The sequence below is a fragment of the Spinactinospora alkalitolerans genome (assembly GCF_013408795.1).
Classification (GTDB): Bacteria; Actinomycetota; Actinomycetes; order Streptosporangiales; family Streptosporangiaceae; genus Spinactinospora; species Spinactinospora alkalitolerans.
The window spans coordinates 4,303,700-4,329,075 of sequence record NZ_JACCCC010000001.1; the positions used below are offsets into that span (position 1 = coordinate 4,303,700).

25 protein-coding genes are annotated in these 25,376 nt (G+C 70.2%); 12 read left to right on the forward strand and 13 right to left on the reverse strand.

Annotated elements, in window-relative coordinates; genetic code table 11:
* The first annotated feature begins 10 nt into the window (after positions 1-10).
* Genes ctaE through qcrB form a run of 4 tightly spaced genes read left to right on the forward strand, consistent with a single transcriptional unit; the run spans position 11 to position 4,332 of the window.
* Positions 11-637, forward strand: a complete 627-nt coding sequence (gene ctaE, locus HDA32_RS19085; protein WP_179644517.1) for an aa3-type cytochrome oxidase subunit III — start codon at positions 11-13, stop codon at positions 635-637.
* A gap of 16 nt (positions 638-653) precedes the next feature.
* The gene (gene qcrC / locus HDA32_RS19090; RefSeq protein ID WP_179644518.1) at positions 654-1,559 is read left to right on the forward strand and encodes a cytochrome bc1 complex diheme cytochrome c subunit; all 906 of its coding nucleotides are present in this window, start codon (positions 654-656) and stop codon (positions 1,557-1,559) included.
* Complete coding sequence (qcrA, locus tag HDA32_RS19095) at positions 1,552-2,661, forward strand: cytochrome bc1 complex Rieske iron-sulfur subunit (protein ID WP_179644519.1); 1,110 nt, start codon at positions 1,552-1,554, stop codon at positions 2,659-2,661. The genes qcrC and qcrA overlap by 8 nt, the downstream gene beginning before the upstream one ends.
* A 3-nt stretch (positions 2,662-2,664) precedes the next feature.
* Positions 2,665-4,332, forward strand: a complete 1,668-nt coding sequence (gene qcrB, locus HDA32_RS19100) for a cytochrome bc1 complex cytochrome b subunit (protein WP_179644520.1) — start codon at positions 2,665-2,667, stop codon at positions 4,330-4,332.
* Positions 4,333-4,864: 532 nt separating this feature from the next.
* Here qcrB and HDA32_RS19105 read toward each other — a convergent pair.
* The 4 genes from HDA32_RS19105 to ctaC all read right to left on the reverse strand — a co-directional run bounded on the left by HDA32_RS19105 (position 4,865) and on the right by ctaC (position 9,542).
* Complete coding sequence (locus HDA32_RS19105; RefSeq protein ID WP_376766972.1) at positions 4,865-6,232, reverse strand: L,D-transpeptidase; 1,368 nt, start codon at positions 6,230-6,232, stop codon at positions 4,865-4,867.
* A 242-nt stretch (positions 6,233-6,474) separates the two neighbouring features.
* A complete protein-coding gene (locus tag HDA32_RS19110; protein WP_179644522.1) occupies positions 6,475-6,900 on the reverse strand; it encodes a cytochrome c oxidase subunit 4 in 426 nt (141 codons plus the stop codon).
* Between the two features lie 15 nt (positions 6,901-6,915).
* On the reverse strand, positions 6,916-8,589 hold the full coding sequence (gene ctaD, locus HDA32_RS19115) for an aa3-type cytochrome oxidase subunit I (protein WP_179644523.1): 1,674 nt from the start codon (positions 8,587-8,589) through the stop codon (positions 6,916-6,918).
* Positions 8,586-9,542, reverse strand: coding sequence for an aa3-type cytochrome oxidase subunit II (ctaC, locus tag HDA32_RS19120; protein ID WP_446689054.1), 957 nt, complete (start codon positions 9,540-9,542; stop codon positions 8,586-8,588). Before ctaC ends, ctaD begins: the two co-directional genes overlap by 4 nt.
* Positions 9,543-9,983: 441 nt before the next feature.
* Between ctaC and HDA32_RS19125 the strand changes: the two genes are divergently transcribed.
* Positions 9,984-10,220 carry a sulfurtransferase TusA family protein gene (locus HDA32_RS19125; protein ID WP_179644525.1) on the forward strand — a complete coding sequence of 79 codons (237 nt, stop codon included), beginning with the start codon at positions 9,984-9,986 and terminating at the stop codon, positions 10,218-10,220.
* A gap of 166 nt (positions 10,221-10,386) precedes the next feature.
* On the opposite strand, the gene rpsD is transcribed toward HDA32_RS19125, so the two are convergent.
* Positions 10,387-10,998, reverse strand: coding sequence for a 30S ribosomal protein S4 (gene rpsD / locus HDA32_RS19130; protein ID WP_179644526.1), 612 nt, complete (start codon positions 10,996-10,998; stop codon positions 10,387-10,389).
* A 75-nt stretch (positions 10,999-11,073) separates the two neighbouring features.
* Between rpsD and HDA32_RS19135 the strand changes: the two genes are divergently transcribed.
* Entirely contained in the window at positions 11,074-11,856 is a 783-nt protein-coding gene (locus HDA32_RS19135) for a DUF2470 domain-containing protein (RefSeq protein WP_179644527.1), read from the forward strand.
* A 66-nt stretch (positions 11,857-11,922) separates the two neighbouring features.
* On the opposite strand, the gene HDA32_RS19140 is transcribed toward HDA32_RS19135, so the two are convergent.
* The 7 genes from HDA32_RS19140 to HDA32_RS19170 all read right to left on the reverse strand — a co-directional run bounded on the left by HDA32_RS19140 (position 11,923) and on the right by HDA32_RS19170 (position 17,909).
* Positions 11,923-12,894, reverse strand: a complete 972-nt coding sequence (locus HDA32_RS19140) for a carbohydrate kinase family protein (protein WP_179644528.1) — start codon at positions 12,892-12,894, stop codon at positions 11,923-11,925.
* 188 nt (positions 12,895-13,082) lie between these two features.
* Positions 13,083-13,433 carry a HesB/IscA family protein gene (locus tag HDA32_RS19145; RefSeq protein ID WP_179644529.1) on the reverse strand — a complete coding sequence of 117 codons (351 nt, stop codon included), beginning with the start codon at positions 13,431-13,433 and terminating at the stop codon, positions 13,083-13,085.
* A gap of 305 nt (positions 13,434-13,738) precedes the next feature.
* Complete coding sequence (locus HDA32_RS19150; protein WP_179644530.1) at positions 13,739-14,842, reverse strand: glycerate kinase family protein; 1,104 nt, start codon at positions 14,840-14,842, stop codon at positions 13,739-13,741.
* Between the two features lie 147 nt (positions 14,843-14,989).
* Entirely contained in the window at positions 14,990-15,595 is a 606-nt protein-coding gene (gene pspAB / locus HDA32_RS19155; protein WP_179644531.1) for a PspA-associated protein PspAB, read from the reverse strand.
* 103 nt (positions 15,596-15,698) lie between these two features.
* Positions 15,699-16,616: a zinc metalloprotease HtpX gene (gene htpX / locus HDA32_RS19160; RefSeq protein ID WP_179644532.1), complete on the reverse strand. Its 918-nt coding sequence runs from the start codon at positions 16,614-16,616 to the stop codon at positions 15,699-15,701.
* A gap of 211 nt (positions 16,617-16,827) precedes the next feature.
* Positions 16,828-17,112: a PspA-associated protein PspAA gene (gene pspAA, locus HDA32_RS19165; protein ID WP_179644533.1), complete on the reverse strand. Its 285-nt coding sequence runs from the start codon at positions 17,110-17,112 to the stop codon at positions 16,828-16,830.
* Positions 17,109-17,909 (reverse strand): PspA/IM30 family protein, encoded by an 801-nt coding sequence (locus HDA32_RS19170; protein WP_179644534.1) that lies wholly within the window; start codon positions 17,907-17,909, stop codon positions 17,109-17,111. Before HDA32_RS19170 ends, pspAA begins: the two co-directional genes overlap by 4 nt.
* Before the next feature lie 157 nt (positions 17,910-18,066).
* On the opposite strand from HDA32_RS19170, the gene HDA32_RS19175 reads away from it, so the two are divergent.
* Positions 18,067-18,654, forward strand: a complete 588-nt coding sequence (locus tag HDA32_RS19175) for a DUF3043 domain-containing protein (protein WP_179644535.1) — start codon at positions 18,067-18,069, stop codon at positions 18,652-18,654.
* 52 nt (positions 18,655-18,706) lie between these two features.
* Positions 18,707-19,711, forward strand: coding sequence for an aldo/keto reductase family protein (locus tag HDA32_RS19180; protein ID WP_179644536.1), 1,005 nt, complete (start codon positions 18,707-18,709; stop codon positions 19,709-19,711).
* Between the two features lie 72 nt (positions 19,712-19,783).
* Here the strand turns inward: HDA32_RS19180 and HDA32_RS19185 are convergent, their stop codons facing one another.
* A complete protein-coding gene (locus HDA32_RS19185) occupies positions 19,784-19,990 on the reverse strand; it encodes a hypothetical protein (RefSeq protein WP_179644537.1) in 207 nt (68 codons plus the stop codon).
* Between the two features lie 186 nt (positions 19,991-20,176).
* Here HDA32_RS19185 and HDA32_RS19190 point away from each other — a divergent pair, with 186 nt between their 5' ends.
* From HDA32_RS19190 to lpdA, 4 genes are all read left to right on the forward strand, one after another.
* Entirely contained in the window at positions 20,177-21,145 is a 969-nt protein-coding gene (locus HDA32_RS19190; RefSeq protein WP_376767021.1) for a bifunctional adenosylcobinamide kinase/adenosylcobinamide-phosphate guanylyltransferase, read from the forward strand.
* A 32-nt stretch (positions 21,146-21,177) separates the two neighbouring features.
* On the forward strand, positions 21,178-21,906 hold the full coding sequence (locus HDA32_RS19195; protein ID WP_179646794.1) for an adenosylcobinamide-GDP ribazoletransferase: 729 nt from the start codon (positions 21,178-21,180) through the stop codon (positions 21,904-21,906).
* A 426-nt stretch (positions 21,907-22,332) separates the two neighbouring features.
* Entirely contained in the window at positions 22,333-23,829 is a 1,497-nt protein-coding gene (locus HDA32_RS19200; protein ID WP_179644539.1) for a leucyl aminopeptidase, read from the forward strand.
* Between the two features lie 97 nt (positions 23,830-23,926).
* Positions 23,927-25,306, forward strand: a complete 1,380-nt coding sequence (gene lpdA / locus HDA32_RS19205) for a dihydrolipoyl dehydrogenase (protein WP_179644540.1) — start codon at positions 23,927-23,929, stop codon at positions 25,304-25,306.
* The last annotated feature ends 70 nt before the right edge of the window (positions 25,307-25,376 follow it).

The following is a 25,376-nucleotide window of genomic DNA, read 5'->3' on the forward strand; positions in this document are numbered from 1 at the left end:
TAATGCTCCCGTGGCGACAGCAACCGCGAACCAAGAAACAGGACCGACACCAGCACATGGTGCGGCGAAGCGACCTGACCTGGTGAGCGTTGGCACCATCGTGTGGTTGGCCAACGAACTCATGTTCTTTGCGGCGCTGTTCGCGATGTACTTCACCATCCGATCGGTGACCAAGGGCAACCCGGACCTGGGTGAATGGCCGACCGTTCACCTGAACGTCCCATGGGCGCTCAGCATCACCGTCATCCTGGTGGCCTCCAGCTTCACCGCGCAGGCCGGCGTCTGGGCCGCCGAGCGCGGTGACGTCCGGAAGCTCCGTATGTGGTTCTTCATCTCGTTCTTCATGGGCCTCGTCTTCGTGCTGGGCCAGGCGTACGAGTACTACGAACTCATCGCGCACGAAGGCCTGACCCTGCAGTCCAGCGCCTACGGCTCGATGTTCTACCTCACCACGGGGTTCCACGGTCTCCACGTCATCGGTGGTCTGATCGCGTTCCTGATCATGCTGGGACGCACGTACGCCGCGAAGCGCTTCACTCACCAGCAGGCGACCAGCGCCATCGTTGTGTCCTACTACTGGCACTTCGTCGACGTGGTCTGGATCGCTTTGTTCCTCACCATCTACTTCCTTCAGTAACCCGAACGGGGAAACCGTGAAATGGATTACCGCACGGCGACGGCATCCCCTTGCGGGGTATGTCGTCGTCATACTCGCGCTGGCCTTCTTCGGGGTGGGCTACGCCTTCGTCGCGCCGACGGCTGACCGGGCCGAAGCGCAATCCGTCGCCGCCGGCCCCGAGGAGGGCCAGGTCGACATCAGCAACGGCAAGCAGATCTACACCGAGAGCTGCGCCAGCTGCCACGGCCCCCAGGGGCAGGGCGTTGAAGGCAACGGCCCCTCCCTTGAGGGCGCCGGCGCGGCCGCGGTGGACTTCTACGTCAGCACCGGGCGCATGCCCTCCATGGACCCGAACGCGCAGATGCCCCGGCGCGAACCGATCTTCTCCGAGGAGGAGATCGCGGATCTGGCCGCCTACGTGCACCAGTCCTTCGGCGGCGGGCCGGCCATCCCGGAGAACATCCCCGGCACCGCCCCCGAACGCTCCCAATTCGAGGACGAGGCCGCCTACGAGACCGCCATGGAGCGCTACGAGGCCGCCTACGAGGAGTACATCGCCAGCGGCGACACCGAGCCGGGCATGAAGCTGTACCTGGCCAACTGCGCGCACTGCCACAGTTGGTCCGGTGGCGGCGGCGCCCTGACCGACGGCCGCTACGCCCCGGAGCTGCACGTGGCCACCCCGCGCCAGATCTACGAGGCCATGATCGTCGGACCCGGCGCGATGCCGGTGTTCAACGACACCACCATCACCGAGGAGGAGAAGCAGGACCTCATCACCTACGTGAAGGACCTGCAGGCCGAGCCGGACGCCGGCGGCATCTTCGCCCTCAACCGGATCGGCCAGGTCGCCGAGGGCTTCATCGGCTGGACCATCGGCATCAGCCTGGTCGTGGCGTGCGCCATCTGGATCACCGCGAAGCAGCGAGCACATGACTGATAACACCAACCACCACGACAACGAGGCAGGTCCCGAGGCCCGCGACCGGGTCATCGGCACTCCCTCGGCCGCTGACGGCGAGGGCCCTGCGGACACCGGGACCGAACCGCACCGCCGGCACGAGGGGCCCTACTCCGCCGAGGAGACGCACACGCGTACCGAGGAGATGCAGCGCAAGGGCGAGAAGGGCGCCGCGCTGTGGTTCCTCCTCGCCTTCTTCTCCGGGATCGGCTTCCTCGTCAGCTACTTCCTGTTCTCGCCCGAACCCGATGCGGCGCGCTCCATCACCGATCCGGGCACGGCCCAGATCGCCAACATGGCCATGGGCGGGACCATCACCCTGGCGCTGTTCGCGATCGGCGCGGGCATGACCGTGTGGGCGCGGCAGGTCATGCCGCACTACGAGGTCGGCACGCCCTACGACGAGCTGCCCTCGTCCCCGGAGGAGAAGGGTTCCTTCAGCGAGTTCTTCATGCGGGGCGGCGAGGAGAGCGGGATCACCAAGCGCCCGCTGATGCGCCGCACCCTGCTGCTGGCCATGGTTCCGCTGGGCCTCGCGCCCATCGTGCTGCTGCGCGACACCGGGCCGCTGCCCGGCGAGGAGCTCAGGACCACGCTGTGGGAAGACGGCATGCGCATGGTCGTCGAGGGCACCGAACGCGAGATCCTGGCCACCGACCTGCAGAACGGCAGCATGATCTCCGCCCTGCCCAAGCCGCACGACGCCGAGCACGGCCTGAGCCTGAACGAGCAGGCCGACACCGTCGTGCTGCTGATCAAGATGGCGCCGTCGGAGTTCAGTCCCGGGATGACCGAGCAGCAGCTCGACTGGACCCACAACGGGATCATCGCCTACTCCAAGATCTGCACGCACGTCGGCTGCCCTGCGGCACTGTACGAGCAGACGACCCACCGGATCCTGTGCCCGTGCCACCAGTCGACCTTCGACGCCGCCAACGGCGCCGAGGTGGTGTTCGGCCCGGCCCACCGGCCGCTGCCGCAGCTACCGGTTAGAGTGGACGACGAGGGCTATCTCGTCGCGGCGGGGGACTTCTCCGCCCCGGTCGGCCCGACGTTCTGGTCCGCTGGGAGGGGTGAGTAACAAGTGGCGAACGGACAAGCGCCCAAGACCCCCAAGGGACTGCGCAACGCCGGCAATTTCATCGACGACCGCTTCCACCTGGCCAAGACCGGCGAGAAGAACCTGCGCAAGGTCTTCCCGAACCACTGGTCCTTCATGCTGGGCGAGATCGCGCTGTACTCGTTCATCATCCTGCTGATCACCGGTGTGTTCCTGACGCTGTGGTTCAACCCGAGCATGGCGCACACCGTCTACGACGGCTCCTACGCCCGCCTGCAGGGCGTGGAGATGAGCGAGGCCTACGCGTCGACGCTGCACATCACCTTCGACGTGCGCGGCGGCCTGCTGGTCCGCCAGATCCACCACTGGGCCGCGCTGATCTTCGTCGCGGCGCTGATCTTCCACATGCTCCGGGTGTTCTTCACCGGCGCGTTCCGCAAGCCGCGTGAGATCAACTGGATCATCGGCGTGCTGATCTTCACGCTGGCGATCCTGGAGGGCCTGTTCGGCTACTCGCTGCCGGACGACCTGCCCTCGGGCATGGGCGTGCGCATCCTGCAGGGCGTCATGATGTCCCTGCCGGTGGTGGGCAGCTACGTGTCGTTCTTCCTCTTCGGCGGCGAGTTCCCCGGCGAGTTGATCATCCCGCGGCTGTACATGCTGCACATCCTGCTGATCCCGGGTCTGCTGCTGGCGCTGATCGTGGCGCACATCATGATCCTGTGGCACCAGAAGCACACGCAGTACCCCGGGACGGGGCGGACGGAGAAGAAGGTCGTCGGCACGCCGATGTACCCGGCCTTCGCCGTGAAGGCCGGCGGGTTCTTCTTCTTCACCTTCGCCGTCATCGCGGGCATGGCCGCGTTCGTGCAGATCAACCCGATCCACCTGTTCGGCCCGTTCACGCCGACGTCCATCACCTCGGGCCTCCAGCCCGACTGGTACATGGGCTTCATGGAGGGCGCGCTGCGGATCTTCCCGAACTGGTTCGACATCAACATCGCCGGTTACGCCATTCCGACCGGTGTGCTGGTTCCGGGCCTGGTGATTCCGGGGCTCCTCTTCGGCGGACTGGCCGTCTGGCCGTTCGTGGAATCCTGGATCTCCGGTGACAAGCGGCACCACAACGTCGCCGACCGTCCGCGCAACGCGCCGGTCCGCACGAGCGTGGGCGTCGCCGGCGTCACCTTCTACGGCCTGCTGTGGATGGCCGGTTCCAACGACATCCTCTCGGAGACGTTCTCGATCAGCCTGTACGCGAGCACCTGGTTCTTCAGGTTCGCCGTGATCTTCGGGCCGATCATCGCCTTCATCGCCACCAAGCGCATCTGCCTCGGGCTGCAGCGCCGCGACCTGGAGACGCTGGAGCACGGCTACGAGAGCGGGACCATCCAGCAACTGGACAGCGGCGAGTTCATCGAGGTGCACAAGGAGTCCTCGACGGAGACCGTGCACGTCCTGCAGAGCAAGAAGCCGGTGCCGCGCATCGAGGCCGACGCCCTGGACGAGAACGGCGTCGAGTCGCCGCAGAAGCGCGGCATCATGGGCAGGATCCGCCTGGGCCTGGCCCGCTGGTACACGAAGGACAACGTCTCCTTCGACGGCGCGGTGCCGCACAACGGCCACGTCGGCCACGTCGGCCCCAACGAGAGTGCCGAGACGGGCAAGGAAGAGGTCGTGGGAACCCGCTGAGCCGAGCTCAGGGGCCACTGAAGGGCCCGGTCGCCCCCCAAGGCGGCCGGGCCCTTCTCCGTTGCCCTCGGAGCCTCTCAGGGCCGCGCCGTCCTCCGCCGAGAAGATCCGACCCGCCCCAGGAGGGAGCGCGCGCCCGCCCCAGAAGGAAGTGCGCGCGCACCCCAGGAGGGAGGGCGCGAGCACCTCGACCCCAGGGGGTTGTGAAGGCCCGCCCCAGGAAGGATGGCGCGCGGGTGGGTCCCCTCCACCTCAATCCCAGGGGGTCGTGAAGGCCCGCCCCAGGAGGGACGGCGCGCGGGCGGGCGATTTCCGTCTATGGGCCTTCGGCCACGCGAGAGGATCGCCCAACCACCGCGGATCCCTCCTTCGGCTGAGCTCTCAAGACCCCCGGTGGCCGAGGAGAGCGACACAGAAGTTCTCCCGGGAGCTTCCGGACTGGCTCCCCGCCCGTAGACGCCGAGAGGCCCCCGGAGCGGTGCTCCGGGGGCCTCTCGGGCTTCGGTGTGCTGCGGGGCGAAGACCGCGGAGACTACTCGGTCTCGCCGCTCTCGCCGGCCTCGCCGAACGGGGAACCGGGGGAACCGGCCTCGTCGGTCTTGTCGGCCTCACCGACCTCGCTGTTGCTCAGCCACTCGTCCCAGGAGCGCTGCCAGTAGCCCCAGCCGTTGTCGACCTCGAGCTCGCGGTCGGTACCGGTGATGACCAGCGGGTCGCCCATGTAGCTGTTCTCGTAGAACCACTTGGCGTCCTCGGTGGAGAGGTTGGGGCAGCCGTGGCTGAGGTTGGCCTCGCCGAGCTGGCCGTTCCACGGGGCGGCGTGGGTGAACTCGCCGCTGTTGGAGAAGCGGACGGCGTAGTTGACGTCCAACTTGTAGTACTCGGGGTGCCCCTCGGGGATGCCGACGGTGGCCGAGTCCATGACGAGGTGCTGGTACTTCTCCATCGTCAGGTGGGTACCGCTGGTGGTGGTGTAGGCGCGGGTGGTGGCCTTGCCGATGCTGGTGGGGAAGTCCTGGACCTGCTCGCCGTCGCGCTCCACCGTCATGCGGTGGGTGTCGCTGTCGATGGTGCTGATCTGGGACCGGCCGACCTCGAAGTCGAGCTGGTGGTTCTCGACCCCGTAGACGCCCTCGCTCGCCTGGACACCGGCCAGGTGCATGTTCACGGTGACCTTCTGGTTGGGCTCCCAGTACTCCTTGGGCCTGAACACCACCATCTGGTCGCCGAACCAGTTCCACGCGCCTTCGGCGGGCTGCTCGGAGGTGACCTCCATCGCCGCCTCGACCGCGGCCTTGTTCTGCACCGGCAGGTCGAAGTTGACGATCACCGGCATTCCCACGCCGACGGTGTCGTCGCTGACGGGGAAGTTGGACTGCAGCTCCAGCCGCTGGCCCGCGGTGGCGGCGAGCGTGGAGAACTCGCTGACGACCTCGGTCTCCTCGCCGCCCTCGTTCTCGGCCGTGGCGGTGACGGTCACCTGGCTGCCGGGCGTCAGCGTCCAGTCGCTGGTCCACTCGGTCTCGTCCTCGTTGAGGGTGCCGGTGATGGCGTCGAAGGCGTCGCCGGCCTCCTCCTCGCCGCCCTCTTCGCCCTCGGAGGCGCCGGTCTCGCCCTCGGGACCGTTCTGGGCGTCGCTCTCACCACCGCTCTGGGTGACCTGAACGTCGGTGATGGTCCCGTTGGCCGCGGTGACGGTGATCGGCAGGTCCGGGCGCACCTCCGTGGCGCCGTCCTCCGGAGAGATCTGCACCTCGACCGGGTCGCCGCCGCCGCTGTCCCCTTCGGCACCGGTGGTGTCGGCACCGGAGCCGGAGCACGCAGCGGTGAGGACGAGACTCACCCCTGCCAATCCGGCTCCCAGGCGACGGAGCACCAGTGGGAATGCACTGCCCTTCACGCGTGCGACCTCCAGCATCGGCTCGACTTGCGGGAATCCTGTCCGGTTGGACGCGCGGCCGAGCGAAAAAGTTTCCGGAAAAATGGCAAGAGCGGCCAAAACGTGATCAACGCCCATAGGGCGGGCCGGGCCGCTCCAAAAAGAATACCCCGGCGGTCGGCGGTCTCTGCTGACATCGCCGACCGGCCGGGGTCACAAGAAGATCCCGAATGGGAACCGGCCCGGTCCCCCACCGAGGTCGATCAGTGCTGGAACTCCTTGCGGTAGTACTCGAACACCCAACCGATGGCGGTCAGGATGACGGCCAGGAAGCCGATGAAGACCATCCACCAGCCGATCGCGATGCCCACCGCGGTGAACGCGACCGCCATCGCGACGAACAGCGGCCACCAACTGTGCGGGCTGAAGAAACCGTACTCGCCGGCGTTCTCCGCGATCTCGCCGTCGAGGCGCTCCTCCGGCGGCAGGCCGTGGTAGCGCTCGCTGCGCCGGGCCGCCTGCCAGAGCCAGAAGCCGATCATCCAGCCGAACCCGATCGCCACGATGAGCGCGACGGTGCCCGTCCACTCGATCTTGCCATCGACGATCCACGCCCAGTAGGCGTAGAGGCCCGCGATGAGCCCGAAGAAGGTCGAGACCCCCATAAACAGATATGCCTGCATCTTCATGGTGAAGCCGCCCTCCTACTTCGTGCTCGCCGGGACCGGGGCCGCACCGGCGGCGGCGTGCGGATGGTGCAGGTCGAACGCCGGGCGCTCGGACCGGATGCGCGGCAGCGAGGTGAAGTTGTGCCGCGGCGGCGGGCACGAGGTCGCCCACTCCAGCGAGCACCCGTAGCCCCACGGGTCGTCGACCTCGACCTTCGGCGCGTTCTTGTGGGTGGTCCAGATGTTCCAGAAGAACAGCAGCGTGGAGGCGCCCAGGACGAACGAGGAGACCGAGGAGACCTGGTTCAGCGCGGTGAAGCCGTCGGAGGGCAGGTAGTCGGCGTAGCGCCGCGGCATGCCCTCGGCGCCCAGCCAGTGCTGCACCAGGAAGGTGCCGTGGAAGCCGAAGAACAGCAGCCAGAAGTGCCACTTGGCCAGCGGTTCGTTGAGCATCTTGCCGGTGAACTTGGGCCACCAGTAGTAGAAGCCGGCGAACATCGCGAAGACCACGGTGCCGAAGACCACGTAGTGGAAGTGCGCCACCACGAAGTAGGAGTCGGTGACGTGGAAGTCGATCGGCGGGGAGGCCAGGAGCACGCCGGTGAGACCGCCGAAGAGGAACGTGACCAGGAATCCGATCACGAACAGCATCGGGCTCTCGAAGGTCAGCTGGCCGCGCCACATCGTGCCGATCCAGTTGAAGAACTTCACGCCGGTCGGGACGGCGATGAGGAACGACATGAACGAGAAGAACGGCAGCAGCACCGCACCGGTCGGGAACATGTGGTGCGCCCACACGGTGACCGAGAGGCCGGTGATGGCGATGGTCGCGGCCACCAGGCTCTTGTAGCCGAAGATCGGCTTGCGGCTGAACACCGGCAGGATCTCGGTCGCGATGCCGAAGAACGGCAGCGCGATGATGTAGACCTCGGGGTGGCCGAAGAACCAGAACAGGTGCTGCCACAGGATGGCGCCGCCGTGCTCGGGGCTGAAGACCTGCGTGCCGAACATGCGGTCGGCGCCCAGGGCGATCAGCGCCGCGGTCAGCACCGGGAAGGCGATGAGCACGAGCACGCTGGTCAGCATGGTGTTCCAGGAGAAGATCGACATCCGGAACATGGTCATGCCGGGCGCGCGCATGCACAGGCCGGTCGTGATGAAGTTGACCGCAGCGAGGATCGTGCCCAGACCGCTGACGACCAGGCCGAGGATCCACAGGTCGCCGCCGATCCCCGGCGAGCGGACCGAGTCCGACAGCGGAGTGTAGGCGAACCAGCCGAAGCTGGCCGCGCCGCCGGGGGTGATGAAGCCCGCGATGACGATCAGGCCGCCGAACAGGAACAGGTAGTACCCGAACAGGTTGATGCGCGGGAACGCCACGTCGGGCGCGCCGATGTGCAGCGGCATGATGATGTTGGCGAACCCGACGAACAGCGGGGTCGCGAACAGCAGCAGCATGATCGTGCCGTGCATGGTGAAGAGCTGATTGTAGGTGCCGTTCGTCATGAGCTGCATGCCCGGGTACATCAGCTCGGCACGGATCATCAGCGCCATGATGCCCGCGATGATGAAGAAGACGAACGAGGTGATCAGGTACATGTACCCGATGACCTTGTGGTCGGTCGACGTCATCCAGTTGACGATGATCGACCCCTTGCGCGCCGACCGGGCCTGCGCCCCGCCGACGGGCGTCTGACTAACCGCCGTCATTGCTGGCCGTCCTCCTCGTTGGCCCCCGGATCATTGGGCTGGTCGAGAGCGGGCTCCTGCCCGGCCTCTTCGCCCCGCCCTTCCTCGAGACCCTGCTCCTGAGCGCCCTCGGCGGGCTGGTTGGGGTCGCCCTCGGGAGCCTCGAGCTCCTCGGGGGACTCCTCGGGGTTCTGCTTCTGCTCCTCGAGCCACTGCTCGTACTCTTCGGGGCTGACCACCCTGACGTTGAACAGCATGCGGGAGTGGTCGACGCCGCAGAGCTCCGCGCAGCGCCCGGCGAACTCGCCCTCGACGTCGGGGTTGACCTTCACCTGGAACTCGTTGGGCTGGCCGGGGATGACGTCCATCTTGAACACGAACGCCGGGATCCAGAACGAGTGGATGACGTCGGGGGACTCGAGGTCGAAGTGGATGACGCTGTCGTTGGGGATGACCAGCGTCGGGTCGTCTCCGGGGATGCCGGCGACGGAGACGACCTCGCCGTTGACGTCCTGTTCGCCCTCGTAGACGAACTCCCAGCTCCACTGGAAGGCGTTGACGTTGACGTTGACGTCGGCGGGCTCGTCGGTCTCCATCAGGTAGGTCTGGTCCCGAGCGGTGAAGTAGAACAGGACCGCGATGATGACGATCGGCAGAACGGTGTAGAGCGCCTCGATGGGCATGTTGTAGCGCACCTGCGGCGGCAGCTGCTCGGAGCGCTTGCGGTGAAAGATCAACGTCCAGATGATCAGTCCCCACACAAGAATGCCGACCGCGAGCGCCGCCACCCACGAGCCCTGCCAGAGCGTGAGGACACGCTCGGCCTGCTCGGTGATCGGCTCCGGCACACCCAAACGAGTGAACTCGTTCGACGCGCAGCCGGTCGCGGCTATACCCAACGCGGCGAGCGCGGCGCCACGTGGTGCCCATCGGCGCAGCGCGGGGCGCCGATTCCTATGGCGGGTCGGACTCACGGATTGCCTTCCCAGCGGTGATGCCCGCGCGGTACGCGGGCGGTCGTATATCCAAAGCTTGTCAAGGGCAAACATTATCGCGAACCATCCGCACCACTGATCACGGGCACGGCGGGTCAGCGTGTTGTGCCGCGGCCGCTGTGACGGGCGCGGCGGGACACGGTCCTGCGGACCCTCTCCCGTCCTCGCGGCGCCGCACTCCTAGGCTTGACCCATCGTGGGGACCGTCCCCGCGTGCGCGGGGAGCGGATCGTGGTTTCGCGATCGTCACCCACCCGCCCTGCCGGGTTCGCCCGGTGCCGCGCCGCGGCGCCCGGAATCGTCCTTGCAAGCGGGCTAAGGCGAGGGTATCGCTGGTTTTACGACGCCCTTAACCGGGTGCCGGTTAGCCGTCCACATGGGTAAGGATTGGATCACGAGCCCGCATGAAGAGGAGCGCCCGTGCCGGACCAGCCGCTGCTGACCATCGACGCGATCGGCCGCAAGTGCCCGATTCCGATCATCCTGCTGGCCGGGCGCATCCGCGAGGTCCCCATCGGCTCGGTGATCGCGGTCACCGCCGACGACCCGGCCGCGCGCAGCGACATCCCGTCGTGGTGCCGGCTGAAGATGCAGGAGTTCGTGGCCGAGGTCCCGCTGCAGCGGGGCAGCGCGTTCCACATCCGACGGATGTACTGACCGGTGTTCGGCGATCGGGTCGGCACAGGGGGTCGGCCGTCGCAGTGCGCGTAGCGTCGGCGGCACAGCGGATTCGAGCCCTGGAAACCCGCCTCGCCCCGCGAATGCGAGGGGCCGCGCGGCCATCGGCCGCGCGGCCCCTCGTGCACCGGATGCCCGGTATGGGTCAGCGCGCGTAGTACTCGACGACGAGCTGCTCGTCGAAGGGCACCGGAACCTGCTCGCGCTTGGGGCGGTCGACGACCGCGATGCGCAGGTCCTTGTGGCTCACGGCGAGGTAGCCGGCGATCTTGTCGTCGGCGTGGACGCCTTCGGCGGCCTCGACGAACGGCACCATCTGCCGCGACTTCTCGCGGACGCCGATGATCTGGCCCGGCTTGACCTGGTACGACGGGATGTCGACCTTCTTGCCGTCCACGGTGATGTGGCCGTGGTTGACGTACTGGCGGGCGGCGTAGACCGACGCGGCGAAGCCGGCGCGCAGCACGACGGTGACCAGGCGCAGCTCCAGTTCGGAGATCATCTCCTCACCGGTGCGGCCCGGACGCTTCTTGGCGTTGTCGTAGACGCGGGCGAGCTGCTTCTCCGAGAGGTCGTAGTACCAGCGCAGCTTCTGCTTCTCGGCCTGCCGGACGGCGTAGTCGCTGGTCGAGCGCCGGACGCGGCGACCGTGCTCACCCGGGGGGTAGGGCCGCTTCTCGAAGTAGCTGACCGCCTTACGGGTCAGCGGGGTACCGGCGCGCCGGGACAACCGCACCTTCGGTCCGGTGTAGCGCATTCAAGTCCTCCGATATTTGAGTCTCTTGCAAAAACGGGAATCCTAGGTAAGGCTTGCCTAAGTCTAGGAGGTGTCATGCGACAGCCCAGCCCGTCCGCGATCGAACGGGTCCGTTCCCTTGCCGCCACGGCGACCCCCACCACGGCGGCGTTGGCAGACGATCCCAGCGCGCGTTTCAGCGTGCGTGGGGCGGTCGATCATGCCGGTCGCGCGGTGCTGCTGCTCGATGCGGACCACCCGCTGCACGAGGCACTGCGGGCGACCCGGTACGGGCGCGCCGACCTCGCGGTCGGCGTCGATCTCTCCGCGCTGCGGCATGTGGGTCAGACACCTACTGTACGCGCTCGCCTGTGGTGCGAGGGCTGGGTGTCGGCGGTCCCCGCAGATGAGCGCCGCGAGGCGGCCCTCGCCGTATGGGAGGGGACTCCCGACGAAGGGCTGCTCGCCGCAGTCGACAATGATCCCACACCGGACGCACCGCTGCTGGCCAGGGTCGAGCCCGCCATGGTGATTTACGACACCTACGACGATGCCGGGATCATCGACGGCGACGCGTTCCTCGCCGCGCCGCCGGACCCGCTGACCCGGACGGCCGAGCGGATCATCGCCCACGTCAACGACTGCCACCGCGACGAGCTCGGCGCGGTCCTGCGCGACGTCGCCGACGCCCCCGAGGGCGCAGCATGGCTCTGGGAGCTCGACGGCCACGGCGCGACGCTGTGGGTCACCCCCTACGGCGAGGGCGGCCGCCATCGGCCGGTGCTGGTGCGCCTGCCGTGGAGCGCGCCGGCCACCGCCCCCTGCGAACTGGAGCGGGCGCTGCACGGCCTCATCGCCCACCGGCACGCCCCACGCTGAGGGCCCGTGGCGGAGAGGAGGGACCCCTCTCCACCACGGGCCCGGGCGCTCGGAGTCCGCGATGCGCTACAGGTGCCCGGCGACCTCCCGGGCGACCTCGTCGCCGTAGGAGTGGGCCAGGCGCTCGGTGAGCGTCTCGGCGGTGAGCCGGTACTCCTGCGGGCCGTCGACCTCAAGCGAGTGCACGGCGACGGCGTTGCCCACCTGGGCGCAGCGCTCCAGCGGCAGCTCCCAGGCCACGGCCGCCAGGAAGCCGGCGCGGAAGGCGTCGCCGACGCCGGTGGGGTCGACCTTGGTGGTGACGGCCGCGGCGGGGACGTGCAGCGAGGGCTCGCCCTTGCGGTCGATCCGCACGCCCTTGGCCCCCAGCGTGGTGACGCGGGTCGTCACCCGCTCGAGGACCTCGTCCTCGCTCCAGCCGGTCTTCTGCTCGGCCAGCGCCTTCTCGTACTCGTTGGTGAACAGGTAGGTCGCCCCCTCGACGAGCCGGCGGACCTCCGGCCCCTCCATCCGGGCGAGCTGCTGGGAGGGGTCGGCGGCGAACGCGATGCCGCGGGTGCGGCACTCGTCGCTGTGGCGGACCATGGCCTCGGGGTCGTTGGCGCCGACCAGCACCAGGTCGAGCCCGCCGTCGCGCTCGGCCAGCGGACCGAGTTCGATGTTGCGCGCCTCGGCCATGGCGCCGGCGTAGAAGGAGGCGATCTGGTTGTGGTCGCGGTCGGTGGTGCAGACGAACCGCGCGGTGTGGCGGACTTCGGAGATGTGCACGCCCGAGGTGTCCACTCCGTGGCGGTCCAGCCAGGAGCGGTACTCGTCGAAGTCGGCGCCGACCGCACCGACCAGGACAGGCTTGAGGCCCAAGCGCCCCATGCCGAAGCAGATGTTGGCCGCGACGCCGCCGCGCCGCACCTCCAGCTCGTCGACCAGGAACGACAGCGACACCTGTTCCAGCTGGTCCGCTATGAGCTGCTCGGCGAACCTGCCCTCGAAAGTCATCAGATGGTCGGTGGCGATGGATCCGGTAACCGCGATGCGCACTGCGGAGGGCTCCCTTGAGTGGGGGGCGGACAATACGGAACCTCAAGAGTACCGAGCGGTAGGCCCGGCGTCAGGGGGCCCCGGCTCCCGAATCCGGGACCGGCCCCGGATACGCCGAAGGCCCGCGCGGCAGTGCCGCGCGGGCCTGTGCGGCACCGCGAAGTACGGGCCGCCCGATGGCCTGGCGCCTAGTGGAACGAGTCGCCGCAGGCGCAGGAGCCGGTCGCGTTGGGGTTGTCGATCGTGAAGCCCTGCTTCTCGATCGTGTCGACGAAGTCGATCGTGGCGTTCATGAGGTAGGGAGCGCTCATGCGGTCGGTGACGACCTCGACACCGCCGAACTGGGCCACCTGGTCGCCATCGAGCTCCCGCTCGTCGAAGAACAGCTGGTACCGCAGTCCCGAGCAGCCGCCCGGCTGGACGGCGACGCGCAGCCGCAGGTCGTCCCGGCCCTCCTGCTCGAGGAGACCCTTGACCTTGCCGGCGGCCTCATCGGTCAGGGTGATCCCCTGCGCGGTGGTCTCGCTCTGAACCGTCATCTGCTAGCTCCTCCAAAATGGGATGGCGGCCGCCGCGGCGACCTGTGGTGCTCCAACGTCTCAAACGTCGGGGTGCCGTTGTGCATTCCGGGCGGCGCCGCGCGCAGGCGCGGCCCCATGGACTTCCCTTCCAGGTTAAGTCGTCGAATCGGCCACCGCCATCACACCTCATCGAGCTTTGACCGCTGCGCGCGCGGGACGGGATCTCCGGGACCTGGATTCGCTGCGCCGCCGGCGCTACGCGCACTGCGGCAGCCGACCCCTGTGCGAGCCCGACCGCCGAACACCGGTAAGGCCGACCCGGGTCAGCGCCGCCAGCGGCGGGCCACCCGGGCGGCGAGGCCGCGCAGCTCCTCGGCCGGGCGGGCCAGCGCGGCCTCGACCGAGCCGGCGGAGTCGGCCACCGCGTGGGTCTCGGTGATGCCGGCCGCGGCGGCCTCCTGCCGCCCCACGGCGACACGGCCGGCCATGACCAGGCAGGGCACACCGTGCTCCGCCGCGGTGCGGGCGACGCCGTGCGGAAGCTTGCCGCGCAGCGACTGGGAGTCGAAGGAGCCCTCACCGGTGATGACGACATCGGCCGAGGCCGCCCGGACCGCGAGGTCCACCGCGGCGAGCACCCGGGACACGCCGGACTCCACGGTCCCCCCGAGCAGCAGCAGCGCGTACCCCAGGCCGCCGGCCGCGCCCGCGCCCGGCGTCTCGCGCAGCCCGCCCTCGGGGTCGGTCGCGTCGGCGAACGCGGTGAGCGCCGCGTCGAGGCGCTGCACCTGGTCGTCGTCAGCGCCCTTCTGCGGGCCGAAGACCGCGCTGGCCCCGTGGATGCCCAGCAGCGGGTTGTCCACGTCGGTGGCGGCGATCAGCCGTACGCCCTCGGTGACGCGGCGGGCGGGGGCCAGGTCGACCGGCCCGGAGAGGTCGGACAGCGGGGCGCCGCCGCGCTCCAGTCCGGAACGCGGCGCCGCGCCCAGGGCCGCGAGCATGCCGGCGCCGCCGTCGTTGGTGGAGCTGCCGCCCAGGCCGACGACGACGGTGCGCGCGCCCGCGGCGACGGCGTGGCCGATCAGCTCGCCGACGCCGCGGCTGGTGGTGCGGCCGGGGTCGCGGTCGGCCTCGGGGACCAGGTGCAGGCCGCAGGCCTGGGCGCTCTCGACGTAGGCGGTGTCCTCGACCAGGAGGTAGTCGGCGCGGACGGGGGCGCCGAGCGGGCCGGTGACCTCCTCGGCCGCGACCTTGCCGCCCAGGGCCGTGTGCAGGACCTCCACGAAACCGGGACCGCCGTCGGACAGGGGCACGAGCTCGTGCTCGGCATCGGGGTCGACGGTGCTCCACCCGTCGGCGATGGCCTGAGCGGCCTCGATGGCGGTGAGGGTGCCGGCGAACTTGTCAGGGGCAATAACGATACGCACGCTTCCAGTGTGCCCGGACGCACCCCGATCAGCCAGACCCGCGACCAAGATTTATCCGCTTCCCGATAACTGCTATCCGAATCGCGGAATGAAGGATTCTCGTGTCCCCGGATTCCCCGGGTTCCTCCTTCGGAACCGGCCGCGCCGTCACAGCCCCGGCGCGGCGTAGACCGGGAACCAGCGGGACTTGTCGCGCTCCACCGCGAGGTCGCCCGCGACGGCGGCCTCGACCTGCAGCTCCAGCGCGTTGTCCCTGCGCTGCCCGCCCAGCGGGGCGAACGGGTAGAACGTGCCCCGCTTGTAGAGGTAGACCAGGGCGACCCTGCGGCCGCGGCCGTCGGCGAAGGCCACCAGGGAGCACAGCAGCGACGGCCCGAACCCCGCGCCCTCCAGTGTGGAGTTGACCGCGTGCAGGTCGGTGACGAGGTCGCTGATGCCGGTGGGCGCGGCGGGGTCGCCGGAGGGCCCGGGGTCCCCGGAACCGCTGCGCAGCACCAGCCAGGTGTAGCCGTACTCGTCGGCGACGGGTTCGACCCGGGGCCCGCCGTCGGCGTTGAGCAGGTCGGTGATCTCGCGCTCCAAGGTGGCGAACGCCTGCCCCTCGGCGGCCCGGAACGCCACCGACCCCGTCCCCGTCGCCGTGAAACCGGAGGTGGCCTGCAGCGTCACGGCGGCCGACGGCAGCGCGAAGAGCCGGTCGAGATCGGGCTTGGCCGGCTTGGAACGGCCCAGCAGGGCGCGGAGGAAGCTCATGGTCTCATCGTCTCCTTGTCTCGCGTCCCGCAGGGCCGAAGCGGTCTTCCGGAGGACCGCTGGAGGCGCCCGTGCCGCCGCGCGGAAGCCGGGTCGGCGGCGGTCATCCCCGGCCCAGTTGCCGGGAGATGTCGGCGAGCTGGGCCAGCCGCTGCTGGATCGGCGGATGGGTGGCGAAGAGCCGGCTGAGGCTGAAGCCGCTCTTGGAGAACGCCGGGGTGAAGAAGAAGGCGTTGAACGGCTCGGCCCTGCGCAGGTCCCGGTTGGGGATCCGGCCCATGTCACCGGTGATCTTGGTCAGTGCGCCGCCCAGCGCCGAGGGGCGGCCGGTCAGGTAGGCCGCGGCGCGGTCGGCCGACAGCTCCCGGTAGCGCGAGAGCATCCTGGTCAGCAGGAAGCTGAGCGCCCACACCACGGCGCTGACCGCCACGACCGCCAGCGCCACGAGGGCCGGACTGTTGTTGTTGTTCCGGCCGCCCGAGGCCCCGCCGAACACCATGAAGCGCAGGCCCATCTGGGTGAGGAACCCGGCGATGATGCCGAGGAACCCGGCGATGGTCATGACCATCACGTCGCGGTGGGCGACGTGGGAGAGCTCGTGGGCCAGGACCGCCTCCAGCTCGACGGGCTCCAGCCGGTTCATGATCCCGGTGGTCGCGCACACCACGGCGTTCTTCTCGTTGTGGCCGGTGGCGAAGGCGTTGGGGACGTCGGTGCGGGCGACGGCGACCTTGGGCTTGGGCATGTCGGCCATGGCGCACAGCCGGTCCACGATCGCGTGCAGCTCGGGCGCCTCCCTGGGGCTCACCTCGCGCGCGCCCATGGAGTACATGGCGATCTTGTCGGAGGCGAAGTACTGGAAGAGCGCGAAGCCGATGACGACCAGTGCGACGAGCCACCACGGCATGCCCACCAGGATCAGGGCGATGATGAACGCCACGTAGACGATTCCCAGCAGTGACATCGTCAGGAGCATGCGGGTCGTCAGCCCGCGGTCGGGGATGAATCGGGATCCTGCCACGGCGTCCTGCCTTTCGCCGGTCTCGTCACCGGCCGTCGCCCGCCGAGTCCACTACCAGGAAGTCTAGGCGGTGTGGCGGGACGGGCCGACCCCGTGCCTCGCACCGGGGCGAAAGCGGACGGCCGCCGCGACACCGTCGCGGCGGCCGTGGGCGCTCGGATCGGGAACCGGCCGGTCGGGGCGCTCCGCCGGGAGTGGCCCGCTCCCGCGATCAGGTGAGGTCGGGGATCAGCCCTTCGTCACCGAGCATGGCGCGGACCTCCTCCATGCCGGCGTCGGCGTGCGGCAGGATGAAGTGCGACGGCTCCAGCGAATCGGCCGGCAGCGGCTTGCCGTCCTGGCGCACCTTCTCCAGCAGCTCGTGCAGCGCCCGGCGGAAGGTCTCCTCGCTGCCGGCCTCAATGGCCTCCTCCAGCATCTGGTCGAAGGAGTTGAGCAGGTCGAGGTCGGCCTCGGAGAGGTCGAGCTGCCCCTCCCCCATGATCCGGACGATCATGCGCCCTCCCCCTGACGGTAGGGCTGCACCTGGTTGTTCTGGCCGGAGGCGTTGGTGTCGCCGCCCTCGATCTGCGGGGCGGATCCACCGCCGCTGCCCTGGCCGATCTCCTGCTTCATCCGCTCCAGCTCCAGCTCGACGCCGCTGGAGCTGGCCATGCGGTCGAGCTCGGCCTGGATGTCGTCCTTCTGCGTGCCGGTGACGTCGTCGAGGGCGCCGGAGGCCAGCAGCTCGTCCACCGCGCCGGCCCGGGCCTGCATCTCGGCCGTCTTGTCCTCGGCCCTCTGGACGGCCATGCCCACGTCGCCCATCTCCTCGGAGATGCCCGAGAACGCCTCGCTGATCTGGGTCTGGGCCTGGGCCGCGGTGTAGGTGGCCTTGATGGTCTCCTTGCGGGTGCGGAAGGAGTCGACCTTGGCCTGCAGGCGCTGCGCGGCCAGCGTCAGCTTCTGCTCCTCGCCCTGCAGCTGCTCGTGCTGCTGGCGGAGGCCGTCGATCTGGCTCTGCAGGCCGGACTTGCGGGTGAGGGCCTCGCGGGCGAGGTCCTCACGCCCCTGCGTGAGGGCCGCGCGGCTCTGGTTGTCCAGCTTGCCGCTCTGCTGCTCCAGCTGCTGGACCTGCAGCTCCACGCGCTTACGCGACGTGGCGACGTCGGCCACCCCGCGACGGACCTTCTGCAGCAGTTCCAGCTGCTTCTGGTACGAGTAGTCGAGGGTCTCACGCGGATCCTCGACGGAGTCCAGGGCCTTGGTGGCCTTGGACTTGAAGATCATGGAAAGTCGTTGAAACACGCTCATCGGCGTGGCCGTCCCCTTCTCGGTCCGTATCGGCTGTTCCCAACGGGCGCTTTATCCAACCCTACGCGCTATGGCAAGGGGTCGCCATGAAGCTCGAACCGGTTACTCTGAAGGAGTGTTCCGACGTCGCTCCGCTCCCGCATCCGAAGAGCAGGCCATGACCAGCTCTGTCAGTTCTGAGGCTACTGAGACCGCCCAACGCAAGGGGCATACCCCCAAAAAGGGGGCTCCTACCCCGAAACGCAACGAGGCCGCCAAGGATCTTCGGCGGCCCCTCAAGGCGCCGCAGAACCGGAAGGAAGCCTATAAGCAATACCGGCAGCGGCAGCGCCGCCAGTTGCAGCGCGAGCGCGAGGGCTACGCCAAGGGCGACGAGCGCTACTTCCGCCCGCAGGACCGAGGCCCGGTGCGGGCCATGGCGCGCGACTACGTCGACTCCCGCCGCAGCGCCAGCGAGTTCTTCCTGTACTTCTCGCTGGCGATCATCGTGGTGCTGTTCCTGCCGATGCCCGAGGTGCAGATGGCCGTCACCACCTTCGTGTGGCCGCTGATGATCGTCACCATCGTGGTCGAGGGCTTCTTCACCGCCCGCAAGGTCAAGAGGCTGGGCCAGGAGCACTTCCCGGACGAGTCCGTGCGCGGCGCCGGCATGTACGCGGCAATGCGCCAGTTGCAGATCCGCAAGCTGCGCCTGCCCAAGCCGCGGGTCAAGCCGGGCGACGCGATCGCGCTGCCCCGCCGCTAGACCGCCGCCCCTGCCGCCGGAGCGCGGCCGGTCGGCGCACTAGGCTCGGAACATGGAATTCCGTCATCTTGGCAGCAGTGGTCTCGTCGTCAGCGAGATCTCCTACGGCAATTGGATCACCCACGGCTCCCAGGTCGAGGAGGACGCGGCGGTCGCGTGCGTGCGCGCGGCGCTGGACGAGGGCGTCACCACGTTCGACACCGCCGACGTCTACGCCCAGGGCCGGGCGGAGGAGGTGCTGGGGCGGGCGCTGAAGGGCGAGCGCCGCGACGGCCTGGAGGTCTTCTCCAAGGTCTTCTGGCCGATGGGGCGGAGCAGGAACGACCGCGGGCTGTCCCGCAAGCACATCGTGCGCGGGGTGGAGGCCTCCCTGCGCCGGCTGGGCACCGACTACCTCGACCTGTACCAGGCGCACCGCTTCGACTACAGCACGCCGCTGGAGGAGACGCTGCGCGCCTTCGACGACCTGGTCCGCCAGGGCAAGGTGCTCTACATCGGCGTCTCGGAGTGGCGGGCCGAGGAGATCGAGCGCGCGCTCAAGCTCGCCGACGAGATGGGCCTGGACCGGATCGTCTCCAACCAGCCGCAGTACAACATGCTGTGGCGGGTCATCGAGTCCGAGGTCGTGCCGGTGTGCGAGCGCGAGGGCCTCGGCCAGGTCGTCTGGTCCCCGATCGCCCAGGGCGTGCTGACCGGCAAGTACAAGCCCGGCCAGGCTCCGCCGGCCGGCTCCCGCGCCACCGACGAGAAGAGCGGCGCCGGCTTCATCCAGCGCTTCCTCGACAACGAGGAGCTGCTCCAGCGGGTCCAGGGCCTGGCCCCGCTCGCCGAGGAGGCCGGGTTGAACCTCGCCCAACTGGCGATCGCGTGGGTGCTGCAGAACCCGAACGTGTCCTCGGCCATCATCGGGGCCTCGCGCCCGGAGCAGGTCCGCGACAACGTCAAGGCCGCGGGCGTCAAGCTCGACGCCGACCTGCTGCGCCGCGTCGACGAGGTCCTCGGCGACTCCGTCCAGCGCGACCCCGCCCTGACGGTCAGCCCGAAGGAGCGGCCGTAGCGCCTCCGCGGACGTGACGAGGGGGTGCCGCCCCGCGCGGGCCGCACCCCCTTTCGCGCGCCCCGGGCCGGGTCAGTCCGGGTCGGCCAGGCTCATGGAGTACACCGCGTGGTCCTCCTCCAGCAGCGTCACCCGCTCCGCACCGGCCTCGCGGAGCTCCTGCCAGGTCTCCCCCAGCCAGCTCTCGGCGTCGCCCCGGGAGGGGAACAGCTCCCCCGGCAGCGACTCGTCCTGCAGGACCGTTCCCTCGGCCGTCTCGTACCGCCAGCTCCACGCCATCGATTACCTCCGTCACAGCCCGGCTCGGTCGGGTCGAGCCTACGGCAGGGGGTCCGGGGATGCTGTTAACTGGCGGGCGTGCGTATCCGACTCTCGGGGACGGCGGGTCCCGCCGGCTGGCCGGCCCCCAACTGCCGCTGCGCCTCGTGCAACCTCGCGGCGCGGAACCGGCGGCTGCCGGTCCGGGTGACCGTCGACGATGCGTTCGCGCTGCCCGTGCCGGGCGGCGGGGCGCCGCCGCGGACGCCCGCGGGCTACCGCCTCACCGACACCCCCTACGGCATCCGCCTGGAGGCCCCGGACGGCGGGCGGCTGCTGCACGCATCGCCCGGCGCCTCCGCCGATCCGCCGGTGGACCCCGGCGCGGACTCCCCCGTCCCGCACCAGCGGGTCGACCTCGCCATCGTCGACGTCGTCGAGTCCCCCGGTGCGATCGGCGCGCTGCGGCGGGCCGGGGTCGTGGGCGCCACCACGGCCGTCGTCGCGGTGGGCGGCGACCACCGGGTGCACTCCCCCGACGAGTTCGCGCGCCGCGCCCGGCTGTGGGGCGCGCTCGCCCCCTCCGACGGCCAGGAGCTGGCGTGCCCGCCGTCGGCGTGGCCGCCGGAGCGGATCGTCGGGCCGCACCGCGTACTCGTCACCGGCGGCGCGCGCTCGGGCAAGTCCACCGAGGCCGAGCGGCGGCTGCTCGGCGACCCGGAGGTCACCTACGTCGCGACCGGCCCCAAGCCCGAGGGCGACGAGTCGTGGGCCCGGCGCGTCGCCGCCCACCAGGGGCGGCGCCCGTGGTGGTGGCGGACCGAGGAGACCCTGGACGTGGCCTGCGTCCTGGGCCGGGCGCGGGGCGCGGTGCTGTTCGACTGCGTGGGGACCTGGCTGGCCGGCGTCATGGAGGACCGCGGGATGTGGCGCGACGATCCGCCGGCCGGCGCCGAGGAGGCCGTGTGGGCCGAGGCCGCCCGGCTGGTCGAGGCGTGGCGGACCTGCCCGGCGCGCATCGTGGCGGTGACCAACGAGGTCGGCTCCGGCGTGGTGCCGGGAACGGTGAGCGGCGGGCTGTTCCGCGACTGGCTGGGCCGGCTCAACCAGATGCTGTCGGCCGAGTCCGAGGAGGTCGTGCTGGCCACGGCCGGGCGCGTCCTGCAACTGCCGTGACCGTGCTCTCCGACGCCCTCGCCGGACTGCGCATGGCGCTGGGGACGCTGACGGTCCTGCCCGTGCGGGTGGAGCGCGTGGACCGCGCCGTGGCGGGATGGGCGATGGCGCTGGCGCCGCTGGCCGGACTGCTGCTGGGGCTGCTGGGCTGGCTGGTGTTCGCTGCCGCCGCCGCGTCGGGGCTGTCCGCGACACCGGCCGCGGCGCTGGCCGTGGGCGCCCTGGCGCTGCTCACCCGGGGCCTGCACCTGGACGGACTGGCCGACCTCGCCGACGGCCTGGGCAGCGCCCGCCCCGCCGAGGGGGCGCTGGAGGTCATGAAACGCTCCGACATCGGCCCGTTCGGCGTGCTCACGCTGGTGCTGACGGTGCTGCTGCAGGTGCTGGCGCTGGCGCAGTCGGCCGGGCACGGGGCGGCGGCGGTGCTGGTCGGCCTGGTCGCCGCCGTGTCGGCCGGCCGGCTGGCCATCACCTGGGCCTGCGCTCGGGGCGTTCCCGCGGCCCGCCCGGAGGGGCTGGGCGCGCTCGTGGCCGGGACGGTGCCGCGCTGGGCCGCGGTCGCGGCCACAGCGACGGTGGTGCTGCCGGCCGGCTTCGCCGGCGCGGGCCACGCGATCGCGGTCCTGGCCGGCCTGGCGGCGGCGGGTGCGATGCTGTGGCACGCGACGCGCCGCCTGGGCGGGATCACCGGCGACGTCCTTGGCGCACTGGCCGAGACCGCCACGACGACGACCCTGCTGGTGGCGGCGGCGCTGCAGTGACCGGTTGGCGCGCCCGATGTCCCCGGCCAACGGGGTGAACCTCAGCCCAAGGACGGAGCCCGCGGTGACCGGACGGTCCTCTCGCACGCCCTCCCTCCTGGGGCCGGCCTTCACGACCCCCTGGAGTCAAGGCCTCTTCCACCTCTCCTGGGGCGGGCCTTACCGCCCCTTGCGGCCGGGGAGGGAACCCTCGCGGACGGCGCCCCCTGTCGCCATCGTCACATTTCTTCACATAGGACCCGGAGGGCGGGGAGACCGGGGCAACGGATCTGGAGAAAACGTGTTCTTACCGGGTTGCGCACGTCCGCCGGTTCTCGGACCGGCCGCTGCGGCGCGGCGTCGAGCAGGCCCGGTCTCCGCCGGGTCTCTGCCGGTCTCTGAGAGTCGCGTGCCCGGTCGCACGCCACAAGGACTAGCATCGACAACGTGAGCACGTCGCTGTCAGTCATTACGGAATCCCCCAGTTCGCTCGACGCCGACGCGGTAGTCGTCGGCTACCACTCCGGAGCCGATGGCCCGGAGCCCGCGTCGGGCGCTCACGACGTCGACGCCGCCTTCGCCGGCGGCCTCGGCCGGACCCTGGCGCTCCTGGGCGCGGGCGGAGCCCCCGAGGAGGTGCGCGTCGTCCCCACGCTGGGCGCCCTCAAGGCCCCGGTGGTGGTCGCGGTCGGCTTGGACGACGCGCCGAGCGACGGCGGTGAGATCGATCCCGACCTGCTGTCCCGCGCTGCGGGCGCCGCGCTGCGCGCCTGCGAGGGCAAGGCCCGCGTCGCGCTGGCGCTGCCGGCCGGCTCCGCCGGGCAGGCCGGGGCCGCAGCCATCGGCGCGCTGCTGGGCGCCTACTCCTTCGACCGCTACCGCACCGGCGGGGAGGAGCCGCAGCGGACCGAGTCGCTGCTGCTGGTCTCCTCCGCCGACGGCGCGGCCGAAGCGGCCGCGCGCGCCGAGGTCCTCGCCGGATCGGTCAACCTCGCCCGCGACCTCGTCAACACCTCCCCCGCCGACCTGAACCCCGAGGACCTCGCCGGCGTCGCCGAGCAGGTCGCCCGCGACACCGGCCTGGAGATCGAGACGCTGGACGAGCACGCCCTCGGCGACGGCGGCTACGGCGGCATCGTCGGCGTCGGCCAGGGCTCGGAGAACCCGCCGCGCCTGGTCCGCCTCGCCTACTCCCACCCCGAGGCCGAGACGACCATCGCGTTCGTCGGCAAGGGCATCACCTTCGACTCCGGCGGCCTGTCCCTGAAGCCGGCCGGGTCCATGGACTGGATGAAGTCCGACATGGGCGGCGCGGCCGCGGTCCTGGGCGCCATGCGCGCCATCGCCGGACTCAAGCCCGTGGTCAACGTGGTCGGCTACCTCCCCATCGCCGAGAACATGCCCAGCGGCACGGCCCAACGCCCCTCCGACGTCCTCACCATCTACGGCGGGAAGACGGTCGAGGTGCTCAACACCGATGCCGAGGGCCGCCTGGTGATGGCCGACGCCATCGTCCGCGCCCACGAGGACGGGCCCGACCTCATCGTCGACGTCGCCACGCTCACCGGCGCCCAGCTCGTCGCGCTGGGCACCCGGGTGTTCGCCGTGATGGCCAACGACGACGAAGTCCGCGAGAACGTGGTCGCCGCGGCCGGGCTGGCCGGCGAGGCCGCCTGGCCGATGCCGCTGCCCGAGGAGCTGCGCAAGGGGCTGGACTCCTCCGTCGCCGACATCGCCAACGTCGCCGGGGAGCGCTGGGGCGGCATGCTCAGCGCCGGGGTGTTCCTCAAGGAGTTCGTGGCCGACGGGGTCCGGTGGGCCCACCTGGACATCGCCGGGCCGGCCTTCAACCAGGGCCAGCCGTACGGCTACACCCCCAAGGGCGGCACCGGTTCGGCGACGCGCACCCTGGTGCGCATCGCCGAGGCGAACGCCAAGAACTGAATAGGAACGGCGGCCGGGCGCACACGTCGCTCCCGGCCGCGCGGACCGTCTGACCAAGACGAACACGGCTAATTCCGAACCAAGGAGTGTCCTTCCCGTGAGTGAGAGCGGCGGCACCTTCGACCTCGTCGTCCTGGGCGGCGGCAGCGGCGGCTACGCGGCCGCGCTGCGCGCCTCCGAACTCGACATGAGCGTCGTTCTGATCGAGAAAGGCAAGCTCGGCGGCACCTGCCTGCACAACGGCTGCATCCCCACCAAGGCCCTGCTGCACTCCGCCGAGGTCGCCGACAGCGCCCGGGACAGCGAGACCTTCGGAGTCAAGGCGAGCTTCGACGGGATCGACATGGAGGCGGTCCACAAGTACAAGGACAAGGTGGTCGGAGGCCTGTACCGCGGGCTCACCGGGCTGGTCAAGAGCCGCGGCATCACCGTCGTCGAGGGCGAGGGCAGGCTCACCGGCGAGAACCAGGTGACCGTCGGCGGCACCGTCTACGAGGGCCGCAACATCCTGCTGGCCACCGGCTCCAAGCCGAAGACGCTGCCGGGCCTGGAGCTGGACGGCGAGAAGATCATCTCCAGCGACGACGCGCTCAAGCTGGACCGGGTGCCCGAGTCCGTCATCGTGCTCGGCGGCGGCGTCATCGGCGTGGAGTTCGCCAGCGTGTGGCGCTCCTACGGCGCCGAGGTCGCCATCGTGGAGGCGCTGCCCCACCTCGTCCCGGTCGAGGAGGAGTCCAGCTCCAAGCTGCTGGAGCGCGCGTTCCGCAAGCGCGGCATCAAGTACGAGCTGGGCACCCCGTTCGAGAGCGTCAAGACCACCGACTCCGGCGTCACGCTCACGCTGCAGAACGGCAAGTCCCTGGACGCCGAGCTGCTGCTGGTGGCCGTCGGCCGCGGCCCGGTCTCGGAGGGCCTGGGCTACGAGGAGGCCGGCGTCCAGATGGAGCGCGGCTTCGTCAAGGTCGACGAGAACCTGCACACCGGCGTCGGCAACATCTACGCCGTGGGCGACCTCATCCCGACCCTGCAACTGGCGCACGTCGGTTTCGCCGAGGGCATCTTCGTGGCCGAGCAGATCGCCGGACTCAACCCGGTCGGCGTCGACTACGACGGCGTCCCCAGGGTCACCTACTGCGAGCCCGAGGTCGCCTCCGTGGGCATCACCTCCGAGGTCGCCAAGGAGCGCGGCTACGACGTCGTGGAGATGAACTACAACCTCGGCGGCAACGGCAAGAGCCAGATCCTGCAGACGCAGGGCGCGGTGAAGGTCATCGCCGAGAAGGACGGCCCGGTGCTCGGCGTGCACATGGTGGGCAGCCGCGTCGGCGAGCTCGTCGCCGAGGGGCAGCTCATCTACAACTGGGAGGCGCTGCCCTCGGAGGTCGCGCAGCTCATCCACCCGCACCCGACCCAGTCGGAGGCGCTGGGCGAGGCGCACCTCGCCCTCGCCGGCAAGCCGCTGCACGTCCACGACTGATGCGGGCGGCGCGGGCGGGCCGGTCCCGCCCGCGCCGCCTGCTCCGCGTTCCGCCAGTTCAGCTAAGAGG